We start from the raw sequence: 20,746 nt of genomic DNA on the forward strand, positions 1-20,746 counted from the left end.
TGAATGCTCGTGCGGCAATGTCCAAACCTACAGGAGATGCACAATGAGTCTACGTCTTGGCGATATCGCGCCGGATTTCGAACAGCAGTCGAGTGTCGGCCCGATCAAATTCCACGAATGGCTGGGCGATAGCTGGGGCGTGTTGTTCTCGCATCCCGCCGACTTCACGCCGGTCTGCACGACCGAACTCGGCTTGACCGCCAAGCTGGCCGACGAATTCGACAAGCGCAATGTGAAGACCATCGCGTTGTCGGTGGACAGCGCCGAGTCGCACAAAGAGTGGATCAAAGACATTAACGAGACTCAAGCCGCCAATGTCGGCTTCCCGATTCTCGCGGACGGCGATCGCAAGGTCGCCGAGTTGTACGACATGATTCACCCGAACGCCAACGAGACGCTCACGGTGCGCTCGCTGTTCGTGATCGACCCGAAGAAGAAGGTGCGCCTGATCATCACCTATCCGGCGAGCACCGGCCGCAACTTCGACGAAGTGCTGCGCGTGATCGATTCGCTGCAGCTCACCGACAGCCACTCGGTCGCCACACCGGGCAACTGGAAGCAGGGTGATGACGTGGTGATCGTCCCGTCGCTGAAGGACGAGGAAGTCATCAAGCAGAAATTCCCGAAGGGCTACAAGGCGCTGCGTCCGTATCTGCGCATGACGCCGCAGCCGAACAAGTAAGCGGCTGATGCGCCACAAAGCGGATCGCTAGCCGCGGTGCTCTGAATCGAAAGAAAAAAGCCAGTTCAGCAATGAACTGGCTTTTTTTGTCGTGATGCGCAAACCTGCCGCAATCGGAGCAACCCGCGCGATTCGCGCTTCAGAAAACCTTCAGAAAAAAGCCTGAATACCCGTTTGCGCGCGCCCGAGAATCAAAGCGTGGATGTCGTGCGTGCCTTCGTAGGTGTTCACCACTTCCAGATTCACCAGATGCCGCGCAATGCCGAACTCGTCCGAGATGCCGTTGCCGCCGAGCATGTCGCGTGCGAGCCGTGCAATGTCCAGTGCCTTTCCGCATGAATTGCGCTTCATGATCGAAGTGATCTCGACGGCCGCCGTGCCTTCGTCCTTCATGCGGCCAAGGCGCAGCACGCCTTGCAGACCGAGCGTGATTTCGGTTTGCATGTCGGCGAGCTTCTTCTGGATCAACTGGTTCGCGGCGAGCGGCCGGCCGAACTGCTTGCGATCCAGCACGTACTGACGCGCGGTGTGCCAGCATGATTCAGCCGCGCCGAGCGCGCCCCAGGCGATGCCGTAGCGCGCCGAGTTGAGGCACGTGAACGGACCGCGCAAGCCGCTGACTTCCGGAAAGCGGTTCTCTTCCGGCACGAACACTTCGTCGAGCACGATCTCGCCGGTGATCGACGCGCGCAGACCCACCTTGCTGTGGATGGTCGGCGCCGACAATCCTTTCCAGCCCTTCTCGAGAATGAAGCCGCGGATCGAGTCCTTGCCATCTTCTTCGAGCTTCGCCCACACGACGAACACATCGGCGATCGGCGAATTGGTGATCCACATCTTCGAGCCCGACAGCGAATAGCCGCCGTCGACCTTCTTGGCCCGCGTGACCATGCTGCCCGGATCGGAGCCGTGATTCGGTTCGGTCAGACCAAAGCAGCCGATCCATTCGCCGGTGGCGAGCTTCGGCAGGTACTTCTGCTTCTGCGCCTCCGAGCCGAATTCGTAGATCGGCACCATGACCAGCGACGACTGCACCGACATCATCGACCGGTAGCCGGAATCGACGCGCTCCACTTCACGCGCGATCAAGCCGTACGCCACGTAGTTCAGACCGGGGCCGCCGTATTGCTCAGGAATGGTCGGGCCGAGCAGTCCGAGTTCGCCCATCTCGCGAAAGATCTCGATGTCGGTCTTCTCATGACGGAATGCTTCGAGCACGCGCGGCTGCAGCTTGTCCTGCGAGTAAGCGGCGGCGGCGTCGCGCACCATGCGTTCGTCTTCGGTGAGCTGCTGATCCAGCAGCAACGGGTCTTCCCAGTGAAACTGCGCGGCCTCGGCCATGGCTTATCTCCTGATTCCTTGCTTGACGGAAACGTGTTTGCGCTTGACTTGAGTTCCGCTATGCGAAACAATGTTTTGCAAACCACGTCCGAGTGTATCACCCCATGACGCCAACATCTACTCCAACCGAACCGCTCGACGAGCGCAAATTTGTCGTCGCTCTGGCGCGCGGGCTGGATTTGCTGCGCGCGTTCAAGCCGGGCGAAACGATGCTCGGCAATCGCGATTTCGTCGAACGAACGGGTTTGCCCAAGGCAACCGTCAACCGTCTTGCCTATACGCTGACTGTGCTCGGTTATCTGCGGCTCGACGAAACGCTGGGCAAATACGCGCTCGACGCCGGTGTGTTGTCGCTCGGTTTCGCGCTGCTTTCGGGTACGGACACGCTCGAACTCGCGCGCCCGCACATGCGCGTATTCGCACGCGACGTAGGCGCGGCAGTTTCGCTCGGTTGCCGCGACGGACTCGACATGATTTATCTGGAGACGATCCGCAGCGAAACCGCGTTGACGCTTGGGCTGGCGTCCGGTTCGAAACTGTCGATGCTGACGAGTTCGATGGGCCGCGCCTATCTGGCCGTGCAACCGTTCGACGTGCGCGCCGCATTACTGGTGGAACTGAAAAAAGCGGCCGGCAAGGCAGGCGCCGAACTGGTCGCCGACGCCGAGCAAGAAATCGCCGCTTTCGGCGAGCAGCGCTGCTGCTATTCGTTCCGCGCGTGGCACGACGACGTGAACGCGGTCGCCGTGCCGTTTCGCGAGCCGCGCGAAGGGCGCTGGCTGGTGCTGAGTTGCAGCGGGCCGGCGTCGTCGATGGGAGAGGATGTGTTTCGTGACAACGTCGCGCCACGGCTAAAGGCGCTTGCGCGGCGTCTGGGCGATACCGGTTGAAGCGGGCGGTGCGCGTTCGTCAATGCATCAGGGCAACCTGCTGCTCAAACTGCCCGGTCGTGATAATGCGCATTGAACAACGGCCCTTGCACGAAGCGCACGTCGTACTGCTGCAAAGCCTCGAACTGCGTTTCATCCACCACGTTGTTGAAAATCAGCGGGATCCGCAACCGGCCTGCATAACCCACTAGCGGTTTAACCGTGGCATCGCGCAAAGCGGTGCCGGCATCCATCTTGATGAAGTCGAGTCGCGCGGTCTCCGACACCGACAGAATCTGCCCCGCGTTGGACAGATTGCCCGCCACCTTGAAGCCGTAGTGCTGGTAGCTCTTGGTCAGATAGCCGAGAAACGTCTTATGCGCGACCGCCGCCGCCGGCAACTCGATCACCACCCGCGACGGGTTCAATCCGAACGACACCAGCACACTCGAAAAATGCCGCCCGTGGTCGTACTTCACGCTCTTGAGCAGCCGTTCGTGCACGCGCAGAAATAGCAGTCCATGCCGCTGCGCTCCGAAGAAATTGATGGCGTGCAGCGCACGCGACATGCGATCGAGCGCGACCAATTCCTGATCGTCGGCGATGCGGTCGAACGGATCGAACACATCGAACGGCGCCGCGTCGACCTGGTGCGTGACGGCCTGGAAGCCGAGTTCATCGCCGAAACGGTCCACTCCTTCGACCCCCGACGAAAGCGACTGCGCCAACGCATGCACGCTGATATCGAAGATCGGCTCATAGGCACTGGCGAGTTCGAAGCCGTCGAATTGCGCCAGCGCGACGTCGTGATGCAAGCCTTGCCCCATCACCAGATGCTCGCCGAGAAACGGATGATCGGCGGAGCGGGCTATGAGGTTGGGGATGGTCGGCGGAATCATGTAGACGTATGGATGGCGATAGTGATGCGCTCGGCGCGCGGCAACGCGACGCGATTGCCGCATCCATTGATGGTAGCAGTCCGCACCGCGCTCACATGAACAAATTGCTCATAACGTTATCCGGCGAACGCTTGTGCCGACGGGCCGCCCGGAGATTTCAGACGATTTTTCAGGGTTTACGTTAATTTCACTATTCGTAATTCGTTTTACTATACGTAAATTGCGATCGAGCAGTGATCGCGGATGGCCTGTGCCGTGCATGCAGCCCGAGCGCCGATCACAGGCGCTTCTCTGGCAGTGTTCAGCCCCATCGCAACCAACGAACAATCCATTCAGCCAGCATCAGGAGACGACCCAATGAGCGCGAAACCGGCCGTGGCCGCCGCCAATGTGATCGAAGTCGAGCACGTGCTCGCCGAGACGCATCACCCGGCATTTCAGTTGTTGCTGCTCGCGCTATGCGGGCTGTGCCTCGTGATCGACGGCTTCGACGCGCAGGCGATGGGCTACGTCGCGCCGAGCGTGATCGGCGAATGGCATGTCTCGAAGGCGGCGCTCGGCCCAGTGTTCAGCGCGAGCCTGTTCGGCATGCTGCTCGGCGCGCTCGGGTTGTCGGTGCTGGCGGACCGTATCGGACGCCGTCCGGTTTTGATCGGCTCGACCTTCTTCTTCGCGCTGTCCATGCTGGCCACGCCCTTCGTCACCACGATCCCCGCGCTGATCGCGCTGCGCTTCATCACCGGCCTCGGGCTCGGCTGCATCATGCCGAACGCGATGGCGCTGGTCGGCGAATTCTCGACCCCCGCGCATCGCGTCAAGCGCATGATGCTGGTGTCGTGCGGCTTCACGTTGGGCGCGGCGCTCGGCGGCTTTATCAGCGCCGCGCTGATTCCGGCTTATGGCTGGCGCGCGGTGTTCTGGGTTGGCGGCGCCGTGCCGCTGCTGCTTGCTTTGGCGATGCTTGTTGCGTTGCCGGAGTCGCTGCAATTCCTCGTTCTCAAAGGCCGCAGCGAGCGCGCGTTGCGCTGGCTCGCGAAGTTCAACCCAGCGCTGCCGATCGATGCGAACACGCGGCTCGTCGTGCGTGAGAAGGGCAACGGCGGCGCGCCGGTCGCCGAACTGTTCCGCGCCGGCCGCGGTCCGGTAACCTTGATTTTGTGGGCGATCAGCTTCATGAACCTGATCGATCTGTACTTCCTGTCGAACTGGCTGCCCACCGTGATGCGCGACGCCGGCTATTCGCCGAGCACGGCGGTGATCGTCGGCACGGTGTTGCAGACGGGCGGCGTGGTCGGCACCTTGCTGCTCGGCTGGTTCATCGAACGTTTTGGTTTTGTGCGCGTGCTGTTCGTGTGTTTCGCGGGCGCGGCGCTGGCGGTCGGCACGATCGGTACGGTGGCGCACCTACTGCCGTGGCTGCTGCTAGTGGTGTTCGCGGGCGGCTTCTGCGTGGTCGGCGGACAACCGGCGGTCAACGCGCTGGCCGGTCATTTTTATCCGACCACGCTGCGTTCGACCGGCATCGGCTGGAGCCTCGGCATCGGCCGGATCGGTTCGGTGATCGGGCCGCTGATCGGCGGTCAGCTGATCGCGCTGAACTGGTCGAATGCCGCGCTGTTTCATGCGGCGGCCCTGCCGGTGCTGTGCTCCGCGCTGCTGGTGATCGCGCTGGCCGCCGCGACGCGCCAACGCGGCCAGCCGTCGGAGCCGCGGACCGCATGAAATGACGAGATCGAGTATCAACGGAGAACCTGACATGGATACCCCAACCCGTACGCCGAACACTGGCAGATCGCGGCTCGAAATCGAGCCCGGCTATCAGTCGGGCTTCGCGAACGAATTCGCCACCGAGGCCTTGCCGGGCGCGTTGCCGGAAGGCCGCAATTCGCCGCAGCGCGCGGCTTATGGTCTGTACGCCGAACAACTGTCGGGCACGGCGTTCACCGCGCCGCGCGGCCATAATCGCCGCTCGTGGTTGTACCGGATTCGGCCGGCGGCGGTGCATATGCCGTTCACGCAACTGCCTTCGGAGCGGCTCGTCGCCAACTTCGCCGAGGTGCCGCCGACGCCGCCCAACCAGTTGCGCTGGGACGCGTTGCCGATGCCGGCCGAGCCGACCGACTTTATCGACGGCTGGGTGACGATGGCGGGCAACGGCGCGGCCGAGTCGATGACCGGCTGCGCGATTCACCTGTACGCGGCGAACCGCTCGATGCAGGACCGCTTCTTCTATACCGCCGACGGCGAATTGCTGATCGTGCCTCAGGAAGGGCGCCTGCACATCGCCACCGAACTCGGCAAGCTCGACGTCGAGCCGTTCGAAATCGCGGTGATTCCGCGCGGCGTGCGCTTCGCGGTGAGCCTGCCGGACGGCGTGGCGCGCGGCTACATCTGCGAGAACTTCGGGGCGTTGCTGCGTTTGCCGGACCTTGGTCCGATCGGCTCGAACGGTCTCGCCAATCCGCGTGATTTCCTCACGCCGCATGCGGCCTATGAAGACCGTGAAGGCGACTTCGAACTCGTCGCCAAGATGAACGGCAACCTGTGGCGCGCGGACATCGGCCACTCGCCGCTCGACGTGGTCGCATGGCACGGCAATTACGCGCCATACAAGTACGATCTGCGCCGCTTCAACACGATCGGCTCGATCAGCTTCGACCATCCGGATCCGTCGATCTTTCTTGTGCTGCAATCGCAAACCGATACGCCGGGCGTCGATAGCATAGACTTCGTGATCTTCCCGCCGCGCTGGCTCGCCGCCGAAAATACCTTCCGCCCGCCCTGGTTCCATCGCAATGTGGCAAGCGAGTTCATGGGCCTCGTGCACGGCGTGTACGACGCCAAGGCCGAAGGTTTCGTCCCGGGCGGCGCGTCGTTGCATAACTGCATGTCGGGTCATGGACCCGATGCGGAGACGTTCGAGAAAGCCTCGCACAGCGATACGTCGACGCCGAAGAAAGTCGGCGACACGATGGCCTTCATGTTCGAGACGCGCACGCTGATCAAGCCGACCCGCTTCGCGCTCGAAACGGCGCAATTGCAGGCGCATTACTATGAGTGCTGGCAAGGTCTCACGAAACACTTCAACCCGGAGCAACGATGAACGCATTGAGCGATCTTCAGGCGACGCTCGATCCGTCGCGCAAGAGTTGGGTCGAGTCGGCCAACCATTCAGCGAGCGATTTTTCGATTCAGAATCTGCCGTTCGGCGTTTTTAGCGACCACCTGAATGCGACTCGCCGCGTGGGTGTCGCGATAGGCGACAGCATCGTCGATCTGGCCGCGCTCGAAAGCGCGGGGCTGCTGAGCGTGCCTTCATCGGCTGTGGGCAACAGCGTGTTCGTGCGCGACGCGTTGAACGATTTCATCGCACTCGGTCGTGACGCATGGCGCGGCGTGCGCATTCAGTTGAGCAAGCTGCTGTCACGCGATAACGCGACGTTGCGCGACGATGTCGAACTCCGCAGTCGCGCACTGATCCGCCAGGCGGATGCGCAATTGCATCTACCGGTGCAGATTCCCGGCTACACCGATTTCTATTCGTCGAAGGAGCACGCGACGAACGTCGGCTCCATGTTCCGCGATCCAAAGAATGCGCTGCTGCCGAACTGGTCGGAGATGCCGATCGGATACAACGGGAGGGCGTCGTCGGTGGTGGTGAGCGGCACGCCGGTGCGTCGTCCAAATGGACAGTTGAAGCTGCCGGATCAGGATCGTCCTGTGTTCGGCGCGTGCCGCAAGCTGGATATCGAACTGGAAACGGGCTTCGTGATCGGCGCCGGCAATGCCTTGGGCGAGCCGGTTGCGTGCGCAGATGCGGAAGCGCATATCTTCGGCATGGTGCTGCTGAACGACTGGAGTGCGCGCGATATCCAGCAATGGGAATACGTACCGCTCGGACCGTTCAACGCGAAGACCTTCGCGACCACGATTTCGCCGTGGATTGTGACGCTCGACGCGCTCGAACCGTTCCGCGTCGCGCAGCCGGCGCAGGAACCGCAGCCGCTCGCGTACCTGCGTCATGAGGGCGAGCACGCATTCGATATCACGCTGGAAGTGACGCTGCGCCCGCAGCAGGCGAAAGAGGCGAGCACGATTTCGCGGACCAACTTCAAGCACATGTACTGGACGATGGCGCAGCAGCTCGCGCATCACACGGTGTCGGGCTGCAATACGCGCGTGGGCGATCTGATGGGCTCGGGGACGATCAGCGGACCGACGGAAGATTCGTTCGGCAGCCTGCTGGAGTTGACGTGGAACGGCAAGAAGCCGCTGGAGTTGCAGGAAGGCGGCACGCGCAGTTTCATCGAAGACGGCGATGAGTTGACGCTCGCCGGATGGTGCCAGGGTGATGGTTATCGTGTGGGTTTTGGCGCGTGTGTCGGGGAGATTTTGCCGGCGTTGAAGTAACGCTGTCATAGCGGGCGAGGCGCTCGCAGCGTGCATGACGAAAAATGGGGAAGCCGCGATCGATGGCTTCCCCGTTTTGTTATTCACGCATCATCTTGCGCCGCGTCAGAGCGTGTTGATCAATCCGCGACCCGCACCAGCGCCCGCCGTCTCTCCCACCAAACCGCCGCCAGAAACGCCAGCGCCGCAGCAAGCAGCACGCCGACCATCGCGTCATTCCCGACGCCCTTCATCAACGCCCCGGCCACCAGCGGCCCACCGAAACTCGCCGCGCTCCACGACGCGCCCACCAGCGAGCTCGCGGACACCAGCGCGACACCGCGAAAGCGTTCGCCACAGGCAACCAGCGACAGCGTATAAATCGCGCCGGCTGCCGCGCCGAGCACATACAGCAGCGGCCAGCACAGCCACGGCGAGGCGATCGCCCACGGCAGCAAGGGTAGCAGCGCCACGACGATCACACCGCAACCGATATGCACGCGCTCTCGTCCAAGCCGGTCGGCGAGCCAGCCGATCGGGAACTGCATCGTCGTATCGCCGAGCAACAACGCCGACGCGAACAGCACGGCCACCTCGCTCGTAATGCCGTGCGACATGGCAAAGAGCGGCAGTAGCGAGAGCGCGATCGTGTCGAACAACGCGAAGAAGCCGGTGCCGATCACCAGCGCCGGCATCTGCGGCAAAACGTGACGCCAGCTGCCGTGCGCCGCGTGCTCATCCTCGGATGCTTGCGGCGTCTTGCGGATCGTGGCGAGCATCGGCAGCGCCAGCAGGAAGATCGCGCCGCAAATCAGGAAGCGCCATTGCGCGAAGCCGGCAATCTGACTCACCAGCACGGGACCGGCCATCTGGAACAGCGTGAAGTTGGTCGCGTAGATGGCGATCACGCGGCCGCGCGTGGCGTCGTCGGCCAATTGATTGACCCAGGCTTCGCCGATCGTGAAGAGCAGCATCAGCGCCGCGCCGCACAGCACGCGCAGCACGGCCCAGAGCCACAGGTTCGACGTGAGTTGCATCAGCGCGGTGGCGAACGCCACCACCAGCACCGCACCGACGATCACCTGGCGGCCGCCGAAACGCGCGGCGATCCATCCCGCGAGCGGCACGATGACGAGCCCGCCGCCCGCTTGCGCGGCGGTCAGCAGGCCGACCACGTCGGTGCCGTAGCCGGCTTGCGTGAGCGCGAGGGCGGTGAGGGGAAGCGTCGCGCCGCTGCCGAGTCCGACGACGGCGACGCTCAGGATCAAAGCGAGGAAATCGCGAGTGAAGATGACTTTCATCGGCCGAGATGCTACTACGGCCGTGAGTCATCCGCACCTGCGTGCGGTTTGTGACGAGCGTACGAAGCGTACAAGCAGGCGCTTAGCCCACCATCGCCATACGTTGCGCACGCCGGTCGATCGACACCGACCACAGCGTCAGCACCAGCGCGCCGATCGACGTCGCCACGCCGACCCACGGCAGCGTCGTGAGCGGTGCGCCGGCGCCGATCGCCATGCCGCCGAGCCAGGCGCCCGTCGCATTGCCGAGGTTGAAGGCGCCCTGATTCAAGGTCGAGGCCAGATTCGGCGCATGGCTCGCGCGGTCGACGATCAGCATTTGCAGCGGCGGCACGATTGCGAAAGCCAGAATGCCCCACACGAAAATCGTGATCATCGCCGGGATCTCCGCATGCATGGTGCCGGCGAAGATGGTCAGAATCACGACGATAGCCAGCAGAAACGCCACGAGCGAAGGCATCAGCCGCCAGTCCGCGAGCTTGCCGCCGAGCGTGCTGCCCACCGTCAGGCCGAGGCCGAACAGCAGCAACACGAGCGTGACCGCGTGCGGCGTGAAGCCGGTCACGTCTTCGAGAATCGGCGTGATGTACGTGAAGGTGGAGAAGAGGCTCGCCGACGCGAGCACGCTGATGCCGAGCACCATCAGCACTTGCGGGTTCTTCAACACGCTGAATTCGCGGACGAGGCTCGCCTTCTGCATCTCGATCTTCGCCGGCAGGCACACGGCGAGCGCGGCCGCCGCGACGACGCCGATGCCTGTCACCGCCCAGAAGGTGGCGCGCCAGCCGACCGCCTGGCCAAGCGCGGTGCCGAGCGGCACGCCCAGCACGTTGGCGAGCGTGAGGCCCGTGAACATCAGCGCGATGGCTTGCGCGCGACGGTTCGGCGCGACGAGGCCCGCAGCCACCACCGAGCCGATGCCAAAGAACGCGCCATGGCAGAACGCGGTCACGATGCGCGCGGCCATCAGCACCGCGTAGCCCGGCGCGACCGCGCACAGCAGATTGCCGACGATGAACACGCCGATCAGGCTCATCAACGCCTTTTTGCGCGGCATGTTGGCGACCGCGATCGCGACGATCGGCGCGCCGATGGTGACGCCGAGCGCATACGCCGACACCAGCATGCCGGCCGCCGGGATCGACACGGACAGGTCGCGCGCGACATCGGGCAGCAGCCCCATGATCACGAATTCGGTGGTACCGATTCCAAACGCGGCAACGGCAAGAGCAAGCAGGGGTAAAGGCATGGTGAAGGAGCGTGAATCGGCGCGACGGGAGGCGTCGCGCGGCCGGCGCGCATTTTCGGGGCGAAAACGCATGCGCCGTACAGGGGTAAAACAGTAGGGGATTCTACCTAAGTCAAAACGGGCCTGCTGAAGGTCAACACGGATGTTGTTTTTTGCTGAAAGCCGCTGCCAACCGCGAGCCTCGCTGCGTTCCTAGCGGCCGCCGCCGTCGGGGTCGAGCGTGTTGCCGTGGCGGCCGGCGCCGCCGGCGAATTGCGCGGCGCCCGCCACGCCTTCGTCGAAAACCGCTTGATAGCCGCCCGCGCCTTCACGGCGCAATGCTTCGGCGACATCGTCGAGCATGCTGTTTTCCAGCACCGAACGGCGGTCGGCGAGCAGCGCGGCCTGCGGAAAGGCGGCCAGTTCGGCGGCCAGCTGCTCGGCCGCCGCGCGTGCCGTGCCTTTCGGTACGACGCGATTGGCGAGACCGAAGCTGAGCGCTTCCTGCGCGCTCACCGCACGGCCGGTCAGGATCAGGTCCAGCGCACGGGAGAGTCCGATCAAACGCGGCAAGCGGATCGTGCCGCCGTCGATCAGCGGAATGCCGACGCGTCGGCAGAACACGCCGAGCAACGCGTCCTCTTCGACGACTCTGAGATCGCACAGCGCCGCCAGTTCCAGCCCGCCCGCCACCGCATAGCCCGCAATCGCGGCAATCACCGGCTTGCTGAAGCTCATGCGCGTCGGTCCCATCGGACCGGGGCCGCTGCCGTCTGCGTGCAGTTCGTTGCGGCGGGTGTCGTCGGCGAGAGCGGTCAGGTCCGCGCCGGCGCAAAAGGTGCCGCCTGCGCCGAACAGCACCGCCGCGCGCCAGGCCGGCTCCGCCTCGAAGCGGCCGAACGCGGCGCTGAGCGCCTCGGCGACAGGACGATCCACGGCATTTCGACGCGCGGGACGCTCAAGGACGATCGTGGCCACGCCGATATCCTGATTAGCTTCGATGCGCACGTGGTCGTTGAAATTTTGCGTGGTTATCATCGTTGTCACCGTAGAAGTCGTCAGCGTCCACCCGCTCGTTGCGGGGTAATGAGCAGCGTGCTCATGCAGAGTAATTAATACCGTGGTCTGTCATGCTTCTTACACAATCGGCTCGTAGCGTAAGCGCTCTCCTAACACGCTGGCGTCTTTTCGCCAGCTTATCGAGCCTGCCTTTGCCCTTGTCCAACTCATCGTCAGCCGCCGCGCCGGCTTGTGCCGAAACGGTCTGGACCGTGCCTCTGCAAGAGCATTCATGGTACGACCATGTGCGCCTGAAACGCGTCTTCGTCACGGACGGCACGCGCCATCAGGTCGTGCTCGTCGACGTGCGCAAGCTGCTCGCGTGCGCCGATCGCGACAATACCGATTACGTGCTGAAGCCGGTCGCCGAATGGCATTCGGGCAAGGTGCGCGGCATTCGCGAGTTTCTCGATCCGGAGAATCCGCGTATCCCGCAGATGCCGTACGTGACCATCTCGACGCGTCGCGCGCCGGGTCTGCTGGGCTGGTTCGGACTGGAGCGCGAAGGCGTGGTGGCGTTTCGCAACGGCCAGCATCGTGCGCGCTATCTGGCCGATGCGGGCGCGCGCTGGTTTCCGGTGGAAGTGCACGAACGCGAGGCGACCTTGCTGCGCGAACTCTGCGGCGCCGCGGACGACGCGCGCACCGTGGTCCGCGCGACGCCGCTGAACAACGGCGGCGTCTAGCCAGGCGCGCGCACCACGTTGCGCGGCGTACCGGCTTGCCAGGCCGCGACGTTGTCCAGCGTGGTCTGGGCGATCTCGTTGATCGCCTCGCGCGTGAAGAACGCCTGATGCGCGGTGACGATCACGTTCGGGAACATCAACAGACGCGCGAGCACATCGTCCTGCAAAGGCAGGTTCGAGTGATCCTCGAAGAACAGGCCGCTTTCTTCCTCGTACACGTCGAGCCCGAGATGGCCGAGCTGGCCATCTTTCAGCGCCCCGATCAGGGCATTGCTCTCGACGAGGCCGCCACGGCCCGTATTGATCAGCATCGCGCCGCGCTTCATCCTGGCGAGTGCGGGTCCGTCGATCAAATGGTACGTGTCCGGCACCAGCGGACAATGCAGGCTGACCACGTCGGACTCGGCGAGCAGCGCGTCGAGCGGCACGTAGCGGGCGCCGAGCGCGAGCAGATCGTCGGCGGGCTTGCCGGGGTCGTACGCGAGCACCTGCATGCCGAAGCCCGCCATGATGCGCCCGAATACGCGGCCGATCATGCCGGTGCCGATCACGCCCACGGTCTTGCCATGCAGATCGAAACCGAGCAGACCGTGCAGCGAAAAGTCGCCTTCGCGCGTGCGTGCGACGGCGCGCGGCAGCCGCCGGTTCAACGCCAGAATCAAGCCGACCGCATGTTCGGCCACCGCGTGCGGCGAATAGGCCGGCACCCGCGCGACCGTGATGCCGAGGCGCTCGGCCGCGGCCAGATCGACGTGATTGAAGCCCGCCGAGCGCAGCGCGATCATGCGCGTGCCGCCGGCATGAAGCCGCTCCAGTACCGCCGCGTCGACGTTGTCGTTGACGAACGGACACACCACTTCGTAGCCCTGCGCAAGAATGGCCGTTTCGCTGTCGAGGTGCGACTCCTGGCAGTGCAGCTCGTAGCGATGCGTGGCGTTGGCTTCGGTGAACGTGTCGCGGTCGTATTGGCGGCTGCTGAACAGGATCATGCGCATGTCGGGCTCCGAAGAATGTGTACCGCGCTAAAGAAGCGGACTCAGGGCGCGGCAGGCGAGCGGTCCAGTATAGGTTAGCGTCGCGCACGCATGCATTTCCAATCCATTCGCCTTTGCTAAAAATCATTCTTTTGCGAAGTCAAGCGAAACACGAGTTAAAAATAATATTGACAGCCACACGAAATTACAATATTTATTAAAAAAGCAGTCTGACAAAAGCATGTTCACTCATGCTGTATTTAAATTGGCCATCAGCAGACGATGTCTTCTTCAAGGCGCAAGGCGACTTCGCGAGGAAAGAGTGACTGTCGAGCTATCGGAAGACTGTTTCAATACGTGCCGCTGCATTGCGGCAAATCAGCCCAGGCCCAACTCGCGTCATTTCATTGCCATAAATTAAGTTTTCACTCAATCGCGATGCTGGTTGAGTACCGCGTGCGTCAAACTGCGACGAATTAATCTATTCGAGTTTCTTTCGAGTGGTTGTTCAGTCTCCTGCTAATAAACCCGTCAATCGGCGAGCCAACATGATCGGTGAATTGCTGAGGTCTCAACCGGAGATCGCGCTGTTCGCAAGCCTTGCAATTGGATATTTCATTGGTTCGTTCCGCATCGGTCCGATTCAGCTCGGCGGCGTGTGCGGCACGTTGATCGTCGCGTTGTTGTTGGGCCAGACTGGCGCGCGCATCGCGCCCGATCTGAAGAACATCGCTTTCGCGCTGTTCATCTTCGCGCTGGGCTTTACCGGCGGGCCGCAGTTCTTTGCCAATATCGGGCGCGGATGGCGTTACGGGCTGCTGTCGGTGGTCGAGATCGTGTCGGTGCTGGTGCTGATCATGATCGCGGTGGCCGTCATGCGGCTCGATGCCGGCACGGCGGCCGGTCTGTTGGCCGGCGCCGCGACGGAATCCGCCGTGATCGGCACGGCGTCCGAGGCGATCGCCAAGCTCGGCTTCGGCGACGCGGAAACGGTCCGACTGCAGGCCAATATCGTGACCGCGTACAGCGTGAGCTACCTGTTCGGCCTGATCACCATCGTGCTCTTTACGAGCCAGTTCGCGCCGCTGCTGTTGCGCGTCAATCTGCGCGACGAAGCCGAGCGCGTCTGGCGCAAGCTCGGCGGCGAAGGCTCGTTCGGCGAGGGCCAGCGCGCGGCTGCGCCGGCGCTGGTGGGGCGGGCGTTTCTCGTCGGCGCGGCCGCTGGCGCGACGATCCAGGCGTTCGAACAGCAGTACGGCTTCAACCTGACGGTCGAGCGCGTGCGGCGCAACGGCGCGACCGTGCCGGCCGAACCGCAACTGACGCTCGCGCCCAACGACGTCATTCTGCTGGCGGGGCGGCGTGAAGCGATCGTGGCGGCCGCGGCCAGTCTCGGCGACGAAGTGAGCGGCGCGGACTTCGGCCTCATAGTCGCCGAAAAAGTCGATGTGGTGCTGACGCGCCGCGACCTGCACGGCCGGACCATCGCGCAGGTGCGCGAACAGGCGACGCCGGAGAACGGCCGCGGCGTTTACATCGCGGCGGTCACGCGGCTCGAAACCACGGTGCCGGCGCTGCCCGGCACCGAATTGAATCGTGGCGACGTATTGACGTTAGTGGGCGCAAAGGCCGATGTCGCACGCGGCGCGAAGCGTCTGGGCTACCTACTCGTCGCAACGCAGAAGACCGACTTCGTCTATCGGGCTCTGGGCGTGCTGGTCGGCATGGCGATCGGTCATCTCGGCGGACGGGTGGGCGGCGTGTCGATCGCGCTCGGTACCGGCGGCGGTTGCCTGCTGTCGGGGCTGCTGTTCGGCTGGATCCGTTCGCGATATCCGCTGATTGGTTCGCTGCCTTCGGCGGCCGCGCAAATCCTCAAGGACTTTGGTCTCGCCACTTTCATCGCGGCAGTAGGACTGTCGGCGGGACCGGACGCCATCAAGCTGGTGCGTGAATACGGCCTCGCGTTGCCGGTGGCCGGGATTCTGATGGTGCTCGTGCCCGGACTGCTGTCGTTATGGATCGGCCGCATGTTCCTCAAGCTCGAAGCGCCCATGCTGCTCGGCGCGATTGCCGGCCAGCAATGCAGCACGCCCGCGATCAGCGCACTCGTGGGCGTCACGGGAAATTCCACGCCGGTGATCGGCTACACGATCACCTATGCACTCTCGAACATTCTGTTGCCGCTGATGGGGCCGGTAGTCGTCGGCCTCGCCGGGAAATTCCACTAGGCGGGCAGATGTGCCGGACGTGGCGCGCCATGCCACGGTCGGCCGATGCGGCACGCGGCATGTGGCATACGGCGCGCGACACGATGGCGCTCCGTGTGCGCAGGGCGCACTCAGTAAAGTACTCAGTATCGCAAACTATCCAGCGAGGGCACGATGGACTGGCTACACCACATCTTTCAGAAATCACCCGAGATTGCGCTGTTTCTGTCTCTCGCAGTCGGCTACTTCATCGGGCAGATCAACTTCGGCAAGTTCCAGTTGGGCGGCGTGGGAGGGTCGCTGCTGGCCGCGGTCGTGATCAGTCAGGCGGGCGTGACGATCGATAACGGCGTGAAGTCGGTCATGTTCGCCGTCTTCATCTACGCGGTCGGCTACGACTCCGGGCCTGGGTTCTTCAATTCGCTCAACCGCAAGACGCTGCGCGAGATCGCGATGGCCGTGTTTCTGGCGGTCAGCGCGCTGGTTACCGTGGTCGTCTGCGCGAAGCTGTTCCATCTGAACAAGGGGCTTGCCGCCGGGCTCGCGGGCGGCGCGCTCACGCAGTCGGCGATTATCGGCACGGCGGGCGACGCGATCGCGCGTCTCGGCTTGCCCGCCGATCAGGTCAAGTCGCTGCAGTCGGACGTGGCGATCGCCTACGCGGTGACCTACGTGTTCGGCTCGCTCGGCGCGATTATCGTGTGCGTGAATATTCTGCCCAAATTCATGGGCCAAAGTTTGCGCGACGCCGCGATCCAGGCGGAACGCGAGTTGACGTCAGGCGCGCCGTCCGTTGGACCGGGGCAGCTTTCCGCGTTGCCCGAGATGGTCGGCCGCGCGTACAAGATCGACGTCAGCGCAGGGAAAACGGTGAAGGCCGTCGAAACGCAGCATCAGGACTTGTTGACGATCGAGCGGATCAAGCGCGATGGCCAGCAACTCGACCCGGCGCCCGACCTCGTATTGAAGCCCGATGACGTGGTGCTGGTGGTGGGCCGCCGTGAAGCCGTGGTCGCATTCGGCGCGAGCGGCGGCGAGGTGGCCACCCTCGAGGACGTCGGCGTCGTCATGCAGACACGTCAAGGCGTGTTCACGCGCAAGGGCATGAATCACACCACGATCGCCGCCGCGCGACAAGTGGTGGACCGCGATATGCGCCACGGTGTCTACATCCAGGGCATTTCGCGCGCCGGTCAGCCGCTGCCGATTCTGCCGGAAACCGAACTCGAGCACGGCGACGTCATCACCTTCTATGGTTCGCCGAAAGACACCAAGCGCGCCGTCGACGCCGCCGGCTACGAGTTGCCGTACAGCATCAAAACCGACTTCATCTACATGGGCGTCGGCCTCGTGCTCGGCTTGCTGATCGGGCTGATCGTGATCAACGTCGGCGGTATTCCGCTCACGCTCGGCTCGGGCGGCGGCTGTCTGCTGGCCGGCCTGCTGTTCGGCTGGATGCGCGGCAAGCATCCCATGTACGGCGTGATGCCGTCGGCGGCTTCACGGCTGCTGCAGGATTTCGGTCTCGCGGCATTCGTGGTGGTGGTGGGGCTGAACTCGGGATTGCAGGCCGTGGTGACCGTCAAGCAACTCGGCATCACGATTTTCCTGCTCGGCGTGTTCGTCACGCTGTTTCCTTTGCTGCTCACCATGCTGTTCGGCCGCTACGTGCTGAAGTACAACAACGCGGCCATTCTGGCCGGTGCGCTGTCCGGCTCGCGCAGCGCGAATCCGGCATTCGGCGGCGTGCTCGACAAGGCGGAAAGCGCCGTGCCGACCGTGCCGTTCGCGATCACGTATGCCATCGCGAACGTGGCGCTGACGCTGCTCGGGCCGCTCGTGGTCGGGCTCGTCTAGCGCGGGCATCCATCGATCTCTCTTGCGCCGGCGCTCATCGGGCGATCATCGCCGCGCCGGCGTCTTTCACTTGACTCATTGGAGAACGCATCATGGCAAAAGAGAAGGGCGACAAGAAGCACGCAGATATGGCGCAAGCAGGAATGGCCGCGCTCAGCCCGTTCGAGTTGAAGGACGAGCTGATCAAGGCGGCCGGTGGCGGCGCCGTGGAGCGGCCCGCAAATGCATCGATGCTCAACGCCGGCCGCGGCAACCCCAATTTTCTGGCGACGATTCCGCGCCACGGCTTCTGGCAACTCGGCCTCTTTGCGATGCGCGAATCGGAGCGCTCGTTTGCCTACATGCCGGAAGGCGTGGGCGGCTTTCCGCGACGCGATGGCCTCGAAGAACGCTTCGATCTGTTCCTGCGCGAAAACAAGGGCGTGGCGGGCATCGACTTTTTGCGCGGCGCGGTGTCGTACGTGCGCGACCAGTTGGGCTACTCGGCGGGCGACTTCCTGTATGAAATGTGCGAGGGCATTCTCGCTTCGAACTACCCGGTGCCGGACCGCATGCTCAAGCTGTCCGAACTGATCGTCGGGCAATATCTGCGCAAGGAGATGATCGGCGACCATCCTTTTGTCGGCGAGTTCGACGTGTTCGCGGTGGAGGGCGGCACGGCGGCGATGACGTACATCTTCAACACGATGCGCGAGAACCACCTGATCAAGGCGGGCGACACGATCGCGCTCGGCATGCCGATCTTCACGCCGTACATCGAGATTCCGCGCCTGAACGACTACAGGCTCAACGTAGTGAATCTCGAAGCCGACGTGGCGAACGGCTGGCAGTATTCGAAGAAGGAACTCGACAAGCTGCGCGATCCGAAGGTGAAGGCGTTCTTCCTCGTGAATCCGAGCAATCCGCCTTCGGTGAAGATCAATGACGAGAGCCTTCAGTACATCGCCGACATCGTCAAGGAACGGCCCGATCTGATCCTGCTGACCGACGACGTGTACGGCACCTTTGCCGACGACTTCGTATCGCTATTCGCGCTCGCGCCGAAGAACACCATTCTCGTGTACTCGTACTCGAAGTACTTTGGCGCGACCGGCTGGCGTCTGGGTACGATCGCGACACACCGCGACAACGTGCTCGACAAGCTGATCGCCGACTTGCCGAAGGACGCGAAGAAGCAGTTGCACGAACGTTACGAGTCGATCACGACGGAGCCGGACAAGCTCAAGTTCATCGACCGCCTGGTGGCCGACAGCCGCACCGTCGCGCTGAATCACACGGCGGGTTTGTCGACGCCGCAGCAGGTGCAGATGGTGCTGTTTTCGCTGTTCTCGCTGATGGACACGCCGGACGCCTACAAGAACGCGTTGAAGCGTCTGATTCGCAAGCGCAAACAGGCGCTTTACGAAGAGGTCGGCATTTCGTTCGAGGACGACGATCCGAACCAGGTCGACTATTACACGATTCTCGACGTCGAATTCCTCGGCGAGCGGATGTTCGGACGCGAGTTCGTCGAGTGGTTGTTGAAGAACACCGAACCTTCCGAGTTGCTGTTCCGTCTCGCCCGCGAAGCACGGGTCGTGCTGTTGCCGGGGCTTGGCTTCGGCACGCAGCATCCGTCGGGCCGAGTGTCGCTGGCGAACCTCAACGAGTCCGACTACCGGCAGATCGGCCGCGCGCTGCGCAGGCTGATCGAAGAGTATGTGGAGCGTTTCAATGCCGCGACCGGCAAGAATCTCGACAAAACTAAGGTGAAATGACGGCTTTATCGACCGTGTCGCGCGGTCGAGCATAGTCAAAAAACTTGCGCAATCGCGCAGATCGGTGAATGATCGAACAGGCGGCCTCGCCAGCGTTCAAGCTGGCGGGGCCGTTTGCTCCTTTGCGTCCTGACATTCACGTACCGATCATCATGCCGACTTCATCATTCACATCCGCATCCTCCGCAGTGCCTTGTCCGGTTGTCGAGTCGCTCGACGCCATTCTTCCCGAAGAGCCGCTCCTGATGATGGGCGCCGGCCCCGTGCCGATTCCCGCAGCGGTGGCCAAGGCCAACGCGATCGTGATCAATCACCTGGGCGGCACGATGGTGAAGGTGATCGGGCAGGTGAAGTCGATGGCGCGCTATGTGTTCCAGACGAACTCGAAATGGGTGCTCGGCGTGGCCGGACCGGGGTCGGCCGCGATGGAGATGGCGATTTCGAACCTCGCGTGGGAAGGCACGCGGGTGCTTTCCATCAAGAATGGTTTTTTCAGCGAACGGATGGCGGAGATGGGGAGGCGCGTCGGCGCGCGGGTGAGCACGCTCGATGTCGCCGATCGCGCGGTCGCGAGTCTCGAAGAGATTGCCGAGGCGATTCGGCGTGAGCGTCCCGAAATCGTGACGGTGGTGCAGGGCGAGACGTCGAATACGGTTTGGAACTATCACCTGAAGGAGATCGCCGAGTTGGCGAAGGCCGCTGGCGCGTTGGTGATCGTCGATGCGGTTTGTACGTTGAGTACGATGCCGTTGGAGATGGATGCGTGGGGAATCGATGCGGTTATTACGGGTGGGCAGAAGGGGTTGTCGTCGATTCCTGGGGTGTCGTTGATTGCGTTTTCCGATGCGGCCTGGGAACGCGTGAAGGGGCGCACTGCGCCGAATGCGCATTGGTGTCTGGATGCTTCGCTCGCGGAGAATTTTTGGCATAACGCGGGGTATCACTATACGGCGCCTGTTTCTGGGGTTCTCGCCCTACATGAAGCTTTGAGGCTCGTTTGTGCGGAGACGCTGGAGAAGCGGTTTGCACGGCATTTGAAGTGCTCGCTGGCGTTGCAGGATGGGGTCGCTGCGATGGGGTTGCGGTTGTATACGCCTGAGGCTTGTCGGTTGAATTCTGTTGTTGGGATTGAGGTGCCCGATGGGTTCAGTCCTGCTGATGTTTGTTCGCATATTTCGCGGATGCATCAGGTTGAGATTTCTGGGTCTTTTGGATTGCCAATCGTTCGTGTCGGGCAGATGGGGGAGCAGTGTCGGGAACATAACCTGTTTCGCACTGTGCATGCGCTTGGGAGGACTATGGTGGATCTTGGGGTTAAGGTTGATTTGCCTGCTGGGGTTGCGGCTTTGGAGAGAGGGTTGTCGGGAGCACGGTAGGGGTGGCATGCCTGATTGGTGCTTTTTATGTGATCCTAAGGGTTTGGCCTTTCCTTGATATGTTTGTGGTCTATTAGCGTTGCCCCTGTGCGGGGCGGCACCTACTTTCTTTGCCGCG

16 protein-coding genes are annotated in these 20,746 nt (G+C 63.0%); 10 read left to right on the forward strand and 6 right to left on the reverse strand.

Annotated elements, in window-relative coordinates; genetic code table 11:
• Positions 1 to 43 precede the first annotated feature (43 nt).
• Positions 44 to 682 (forward strand): peroxiredoxin, encoded by a 639-nt coding sequence (locus tag PQR54_RS04405; RefSeq protein ID WP_116119029.1) that lies wholly within the window; start codon positions 44 to 46, stop codon positions 680 to 682.
• 150 nt (positions 683 to 832) lie between these two features.
• On the opposite strand, the gene PQR54_RS04410 is transcribed toward PQR54_RS04405, so the two are convergent.
• Entirely contained in the window at positions 833 to 2,023 is a 1,191-nt protein-coding gene (locus PQR54_RS04410; RefSeq protein ID WP_408244218.1) for an acyl-CoA dehydrogenase, read from the reverse strand.
• Positions 2,024 to 2,127: 104 nt separating this feature from the next.
• On the opposite strand from PQR54_RS04410, the gene PQR54_RS04415 reads away from it, so the two are divergent.
• Positions 2,128 to 2,913, forward strand: a complete 786-nt coding sequence (locus PQR54_RS04415; protein WP_408244219.1) for an IclR family transcriptional regulator — start codon at positions 2,128 to 2,130, stop codon at positions 2,911 to 2,913.
• A gap of 44 nt (positions 2,914 to 2,957) precedes the next feature.
• Here the strand turns inward: PQR54_RS04415 and PQR54_RS04420 are convergent, their stop codons facing one another.
• The gene (locus tag PQR54_RS04420; RefSeq protein WP_408244255.1) at positions 2,958 to 3,791 is read right to left on the reverse strand and encodes a diguanylate phosphodiesterase; all 834 of its coding nucleotides are present in this window, start codon (positions 3,789 to 3,791) and stop codon (positions 2,958 to 2,960) included.
• 357 nt (positions 3,792 to 4,148) lie between these two features.
• Between PQR54_RS04420 and PQR54_RS04425 the strand changes: the two genes are divergently transcribed.
• Genes PQR54_RS04425 through fahA form a run of 3 tightly spaced genes read left to right on the forward strand, consistent with a single transcriptional unit; the run spans position 4,149 to position 8,201 of the window.
• Complete coding sequence (locus PQR54_RS04425) at positions 4,149 to 5,513, forward strand: MFS transporter (protein ID WP_408244220.1); 1,365 nt, start codon at positions 4,149 to 4,151, stop codon at positions 5,511 to 5,513.
• Positions 5,514 to 5,547: 34 nt separating this feature from the next.
• On the forward strand, positions 5,548 to 6,894 hold the full coding sequence (hmgA, locus tag PQR54_RS04430; protein WP_408244221.1) for a homogentisate 1,2-dioxygenase: 1,347 nt from the start codon (positions 5,548 to 5,550) through the stop codon (positions 6,892 to 6,894).
• Positions 6,891 to 8,201 (forward strand): fumarylacetoacetase, encoded by a 1,311-nt coding sequence (gene fahA, locus PQR54_RS04435; RefSeq protein WP_408244222.1) that lies wholly within the window; start codon positions 6,891 to 6,893, stop codon positions 8,199 to 8,201. Before hmgA ends, fahA begins: the two co-directional genes overlap by 4 nt.
• A gap of 119 nt (positions 8,202 to 8,320) precedes the next feature.
• Here the strand turns inward: fahA and PQR54_RS04440 are convergent, their stop codons facing one another.
• The 3 genes from PQR54_RS04440 to PQR54_RS04450 all read right to left on the reverse strand — a co-directional run bounded on the left by PQR54_RS04440 (position 8,321) and on the right by PQR54_RS04450 (position 11,747).
• On the reverse strand, positions 8,321 to 9,481 hold the full coding sequence (locus PQR54_RS04440) for an MFS transporter (protein ID WP_408244223.1): 1,161 nt from the start codon (positions 9,479 to 9,481) through the stop codon (positions 8,321 to 8,323).
• An 82-nt stretch (positions 9,482 to 9,563) separates the two neighbouring features.
• Positions 9,564 to 10,730: an MFS transporter gene (locus PQR54_RS04445; RefSeq protein ID WP_012431842.1), complete on the reverse strand. Its 1,167-nt coding sequence runs from the start codon at positions 10,728 to 10,730 to the stop codon at positions 9,564 to 9,566.
• Between the two features lie 192 nt (positions 10,731 to 10,922).
• Positions 10,923 to 11,747, reverse strand: coding sequence for a crotonase/enoyl-CoA hydratase family protein (locus PQR54_RS04450; RefSeq protein WP_408244224.1), 825 nt, complete (start codon positions 11,745 to 11,747; stop codon positions 10,923 to 10,925).
• Between the two features lie 92 nt (positions 11,748 to 11,839).
• On the opposite strand from PQR54_RS04450, the gene PQR54_RS04455 reads away from it, so the two are divergent.
• Positions 11,840 to 12,454, forward strand: a complete 615-nt coding sequence (locus tag PQR54_RS04455; RefSeq protein ID WP_408244225.1) for a plasmid fertility inhibition factor family protein — start codon at positions 11,840 to 11,842, stop codon at positions 12,452 to 12,454.
• Here PQR54_RS04455 and PQR54_RS04460 read toward each other — a convergent pair.
• Positions 12,451 to 13,449: a 2-hydroxyacid dehydrogenase gene (locus PQR54_RS04460; protein WP_408244226.1), complete on the reverse strand. Its 999-nt coding sequence runs from the start codon at positions 13,447 to 13,449 to the stop codon at positions 12,451 to 12,453. The genes PQR54_RS04455 and PQR54_RS04460 overlap by 4 nt on opposite strands.
• 527 nt (positions 13,450 to 13,976) lie before the next feature.
• Between PQR54_RS04460 and aspT (PQR54_RS04465) the strand changes: the two genes are divergently transcribed.
• The 4 genes from aspT (PQR54_RS04465) (at position 13,977) to PQR54_RS04480 (ending at position 20,628) form a co-directional block, all read left to right on the forward strand.
• A complete protein-coding gene (gene aspT / locus PQR54_RS04465; RefSeq protein WP_408244227.1) occupies positions 13,977 to 15,659 on the forward strand; it encodes an aspartate-alanine antiporter in 1,683 nt (560 codons plus the stop codon).
• 153 nt (positions 15,660 to 15,812) lie between these two features.
• Complete coding sequence (gene aspT, locus PQR54_RS04470) at positions 15,813 to 17,495, forward strand: aspartate-alanine antiporter (protein ID WP_408244228.1); 1,683 nt, start codon at positions 15,813 to 15,815, stop codon at positions 17,493 to 17,495.
• 92 nt (positions 17,496 to 17,587) lie between these two features.
• The gene (locus tag PQR54_RS04475) at positions 17,588 to 19,252 is read left to right on the forward strand and encodes a bifunctional aspartate transaminase/aspartate 4-decarboxylase (protein ID WP_408244229.1); all 1,665 of its coding nucleotides are present in this window, start codon (positions 17,588 to 17,590) and stop codon (positions 19,250 to 19,252) included.
• A gap of 152 nt (positions 19,253 to 19,404) precedes the next feature.
• A complete protein-coding gene (locus PQR54_RS04480) occupies positions 19,405 to 20,628 on the forward strand; it encodes a pyridoxal-phosphate-dependent aminotransferase family protein (RefSeq protein WP_408244256.1) in 1,224 nt (407 codons plus the stop codon).
• Positions 20,629 to 20,746 lie beyond the last annotated feature (118 nt).

The sequence above is a fragment of the Paraburkholderia phytofirmans genome (assembly GCF_046028095.1).
Classification (GTDB): domain Bacteria; phylum Pseudomonadota; class Gammaproteobacteria; order Burkholderiales; family Burkholderiaceae; genus Paraburkholderia; species Paraburkholderia phytofirmans_A.

Bases quoted from the DNA above. Each gene is read 5' to 3' on its own strand.
- PQR54_RS04405 (WP_116119029.1), top strand. From the start codon at position 44: ATGAGTCTACGTCTTGGCGATATCGCGCCGGATTTCGAACAGCAGTCG.
- PQR54_RS04410 (WP_408244218.1), bottom strand. From the start codon at position 2,023: ATGGCCGAGGCCGCGCAGTTTCACTGGGAAGACCCGTTGCTGCTGGAT.
- PQR54_RS04415 (WP_408244219.1), top strand. From the start codon at position 2,128: ATGACGCCAACATCTACTCCAACCGAACCGCTCGACGAGCGCAAATTT.
- PQR54_RS04420 (WP_408244255.1), bottom strand. From the start codon at position 3,791: ATGATTCCGCCGACCATCCCCAACCTCATAGCCCGCTCCGCCGATCAT.
- PQR54_RS04425 (WP_408244220.1), top strand. From the start codon at position 4,149: ATGAGCGCGAAACCGGCCGTGGCCGCCGCCAATGTGATCGAAGTCGAG.
- hmgA (WP_408244221.1), top strand. From the start codon at position 5,548: ATGGATACCCCAACCCGTACGCCGAACACTGGCAGATCGCGGCTCGAA.
- fahA (WP_408244222.1), top strand. From the start codon at position 6,891: ATGAACGCATTGAGCGATCTTCAGGCGACGCTCGATCCGTCGCGCAAG.
- PQR54_RS04440 (WP_408244223.1), bottom strand. From the start codon at position 9,481: ATGAAAGTCATCTTCACTCGCGATTTCCTCGCTTTGATCCTGAGCGTC.
- PQR54_RS04445 (WP_012431842.1), bottom strand. From the start codon at position 10,730: ATGCCTTTACCCCTGCTTGCTCTTGCCGTTGCCGCGTTTGGAATCGGT.
- PQR54_RS04450 (WP_408244224.1), bottom strand. From the start codon at position 11,747: ATGATAACCACGCAAAATTTCAACGACCACGTGCGCATCGAAGCTAAT.
- PQR54_RS04455 (WP_408244225.1), top strand. From the start codon at position 11,840: ATGCTTCTTACACAATCGGCTCGTAGCGTAAGCGCTCTCCTAACACGC.
- PQR54_RS04460 (WP_408244226.1), bottom strand. From the start codon at position 13,449: ATGCGCATGATCCTGTTCAGCAGCCGCCAATACGACCGCGACACGTTC.
- aspT (WP_408244227.1), top strand. From the start codon at position 13,977: ATGATCGGTGAATTGCTGAGGTCTCAACCGGAGATCGCGCTGTTCGCA.
- aspT (WP_408244228.1), top strand. From the start codon at position 15,813: ATGGACTGGCTACACCACATCTTTCAGAAATCACCCGAGATTGCGCTG.
- PQR54_RS04475 (WP_408244229.1), top strand. From the start codon at position 17,588: ATGGCAAAAGAGAAGGGCGACAAGAAGCACGCAGATATGGCGCAAGCA.
- PQR54_RS04480 (WP_408244256.1), top strand. From the start codon at position 19,405: ATGCCGACTTCATCATTCACATCCGCATCCTCCGCAGTGCCTTGTCCG.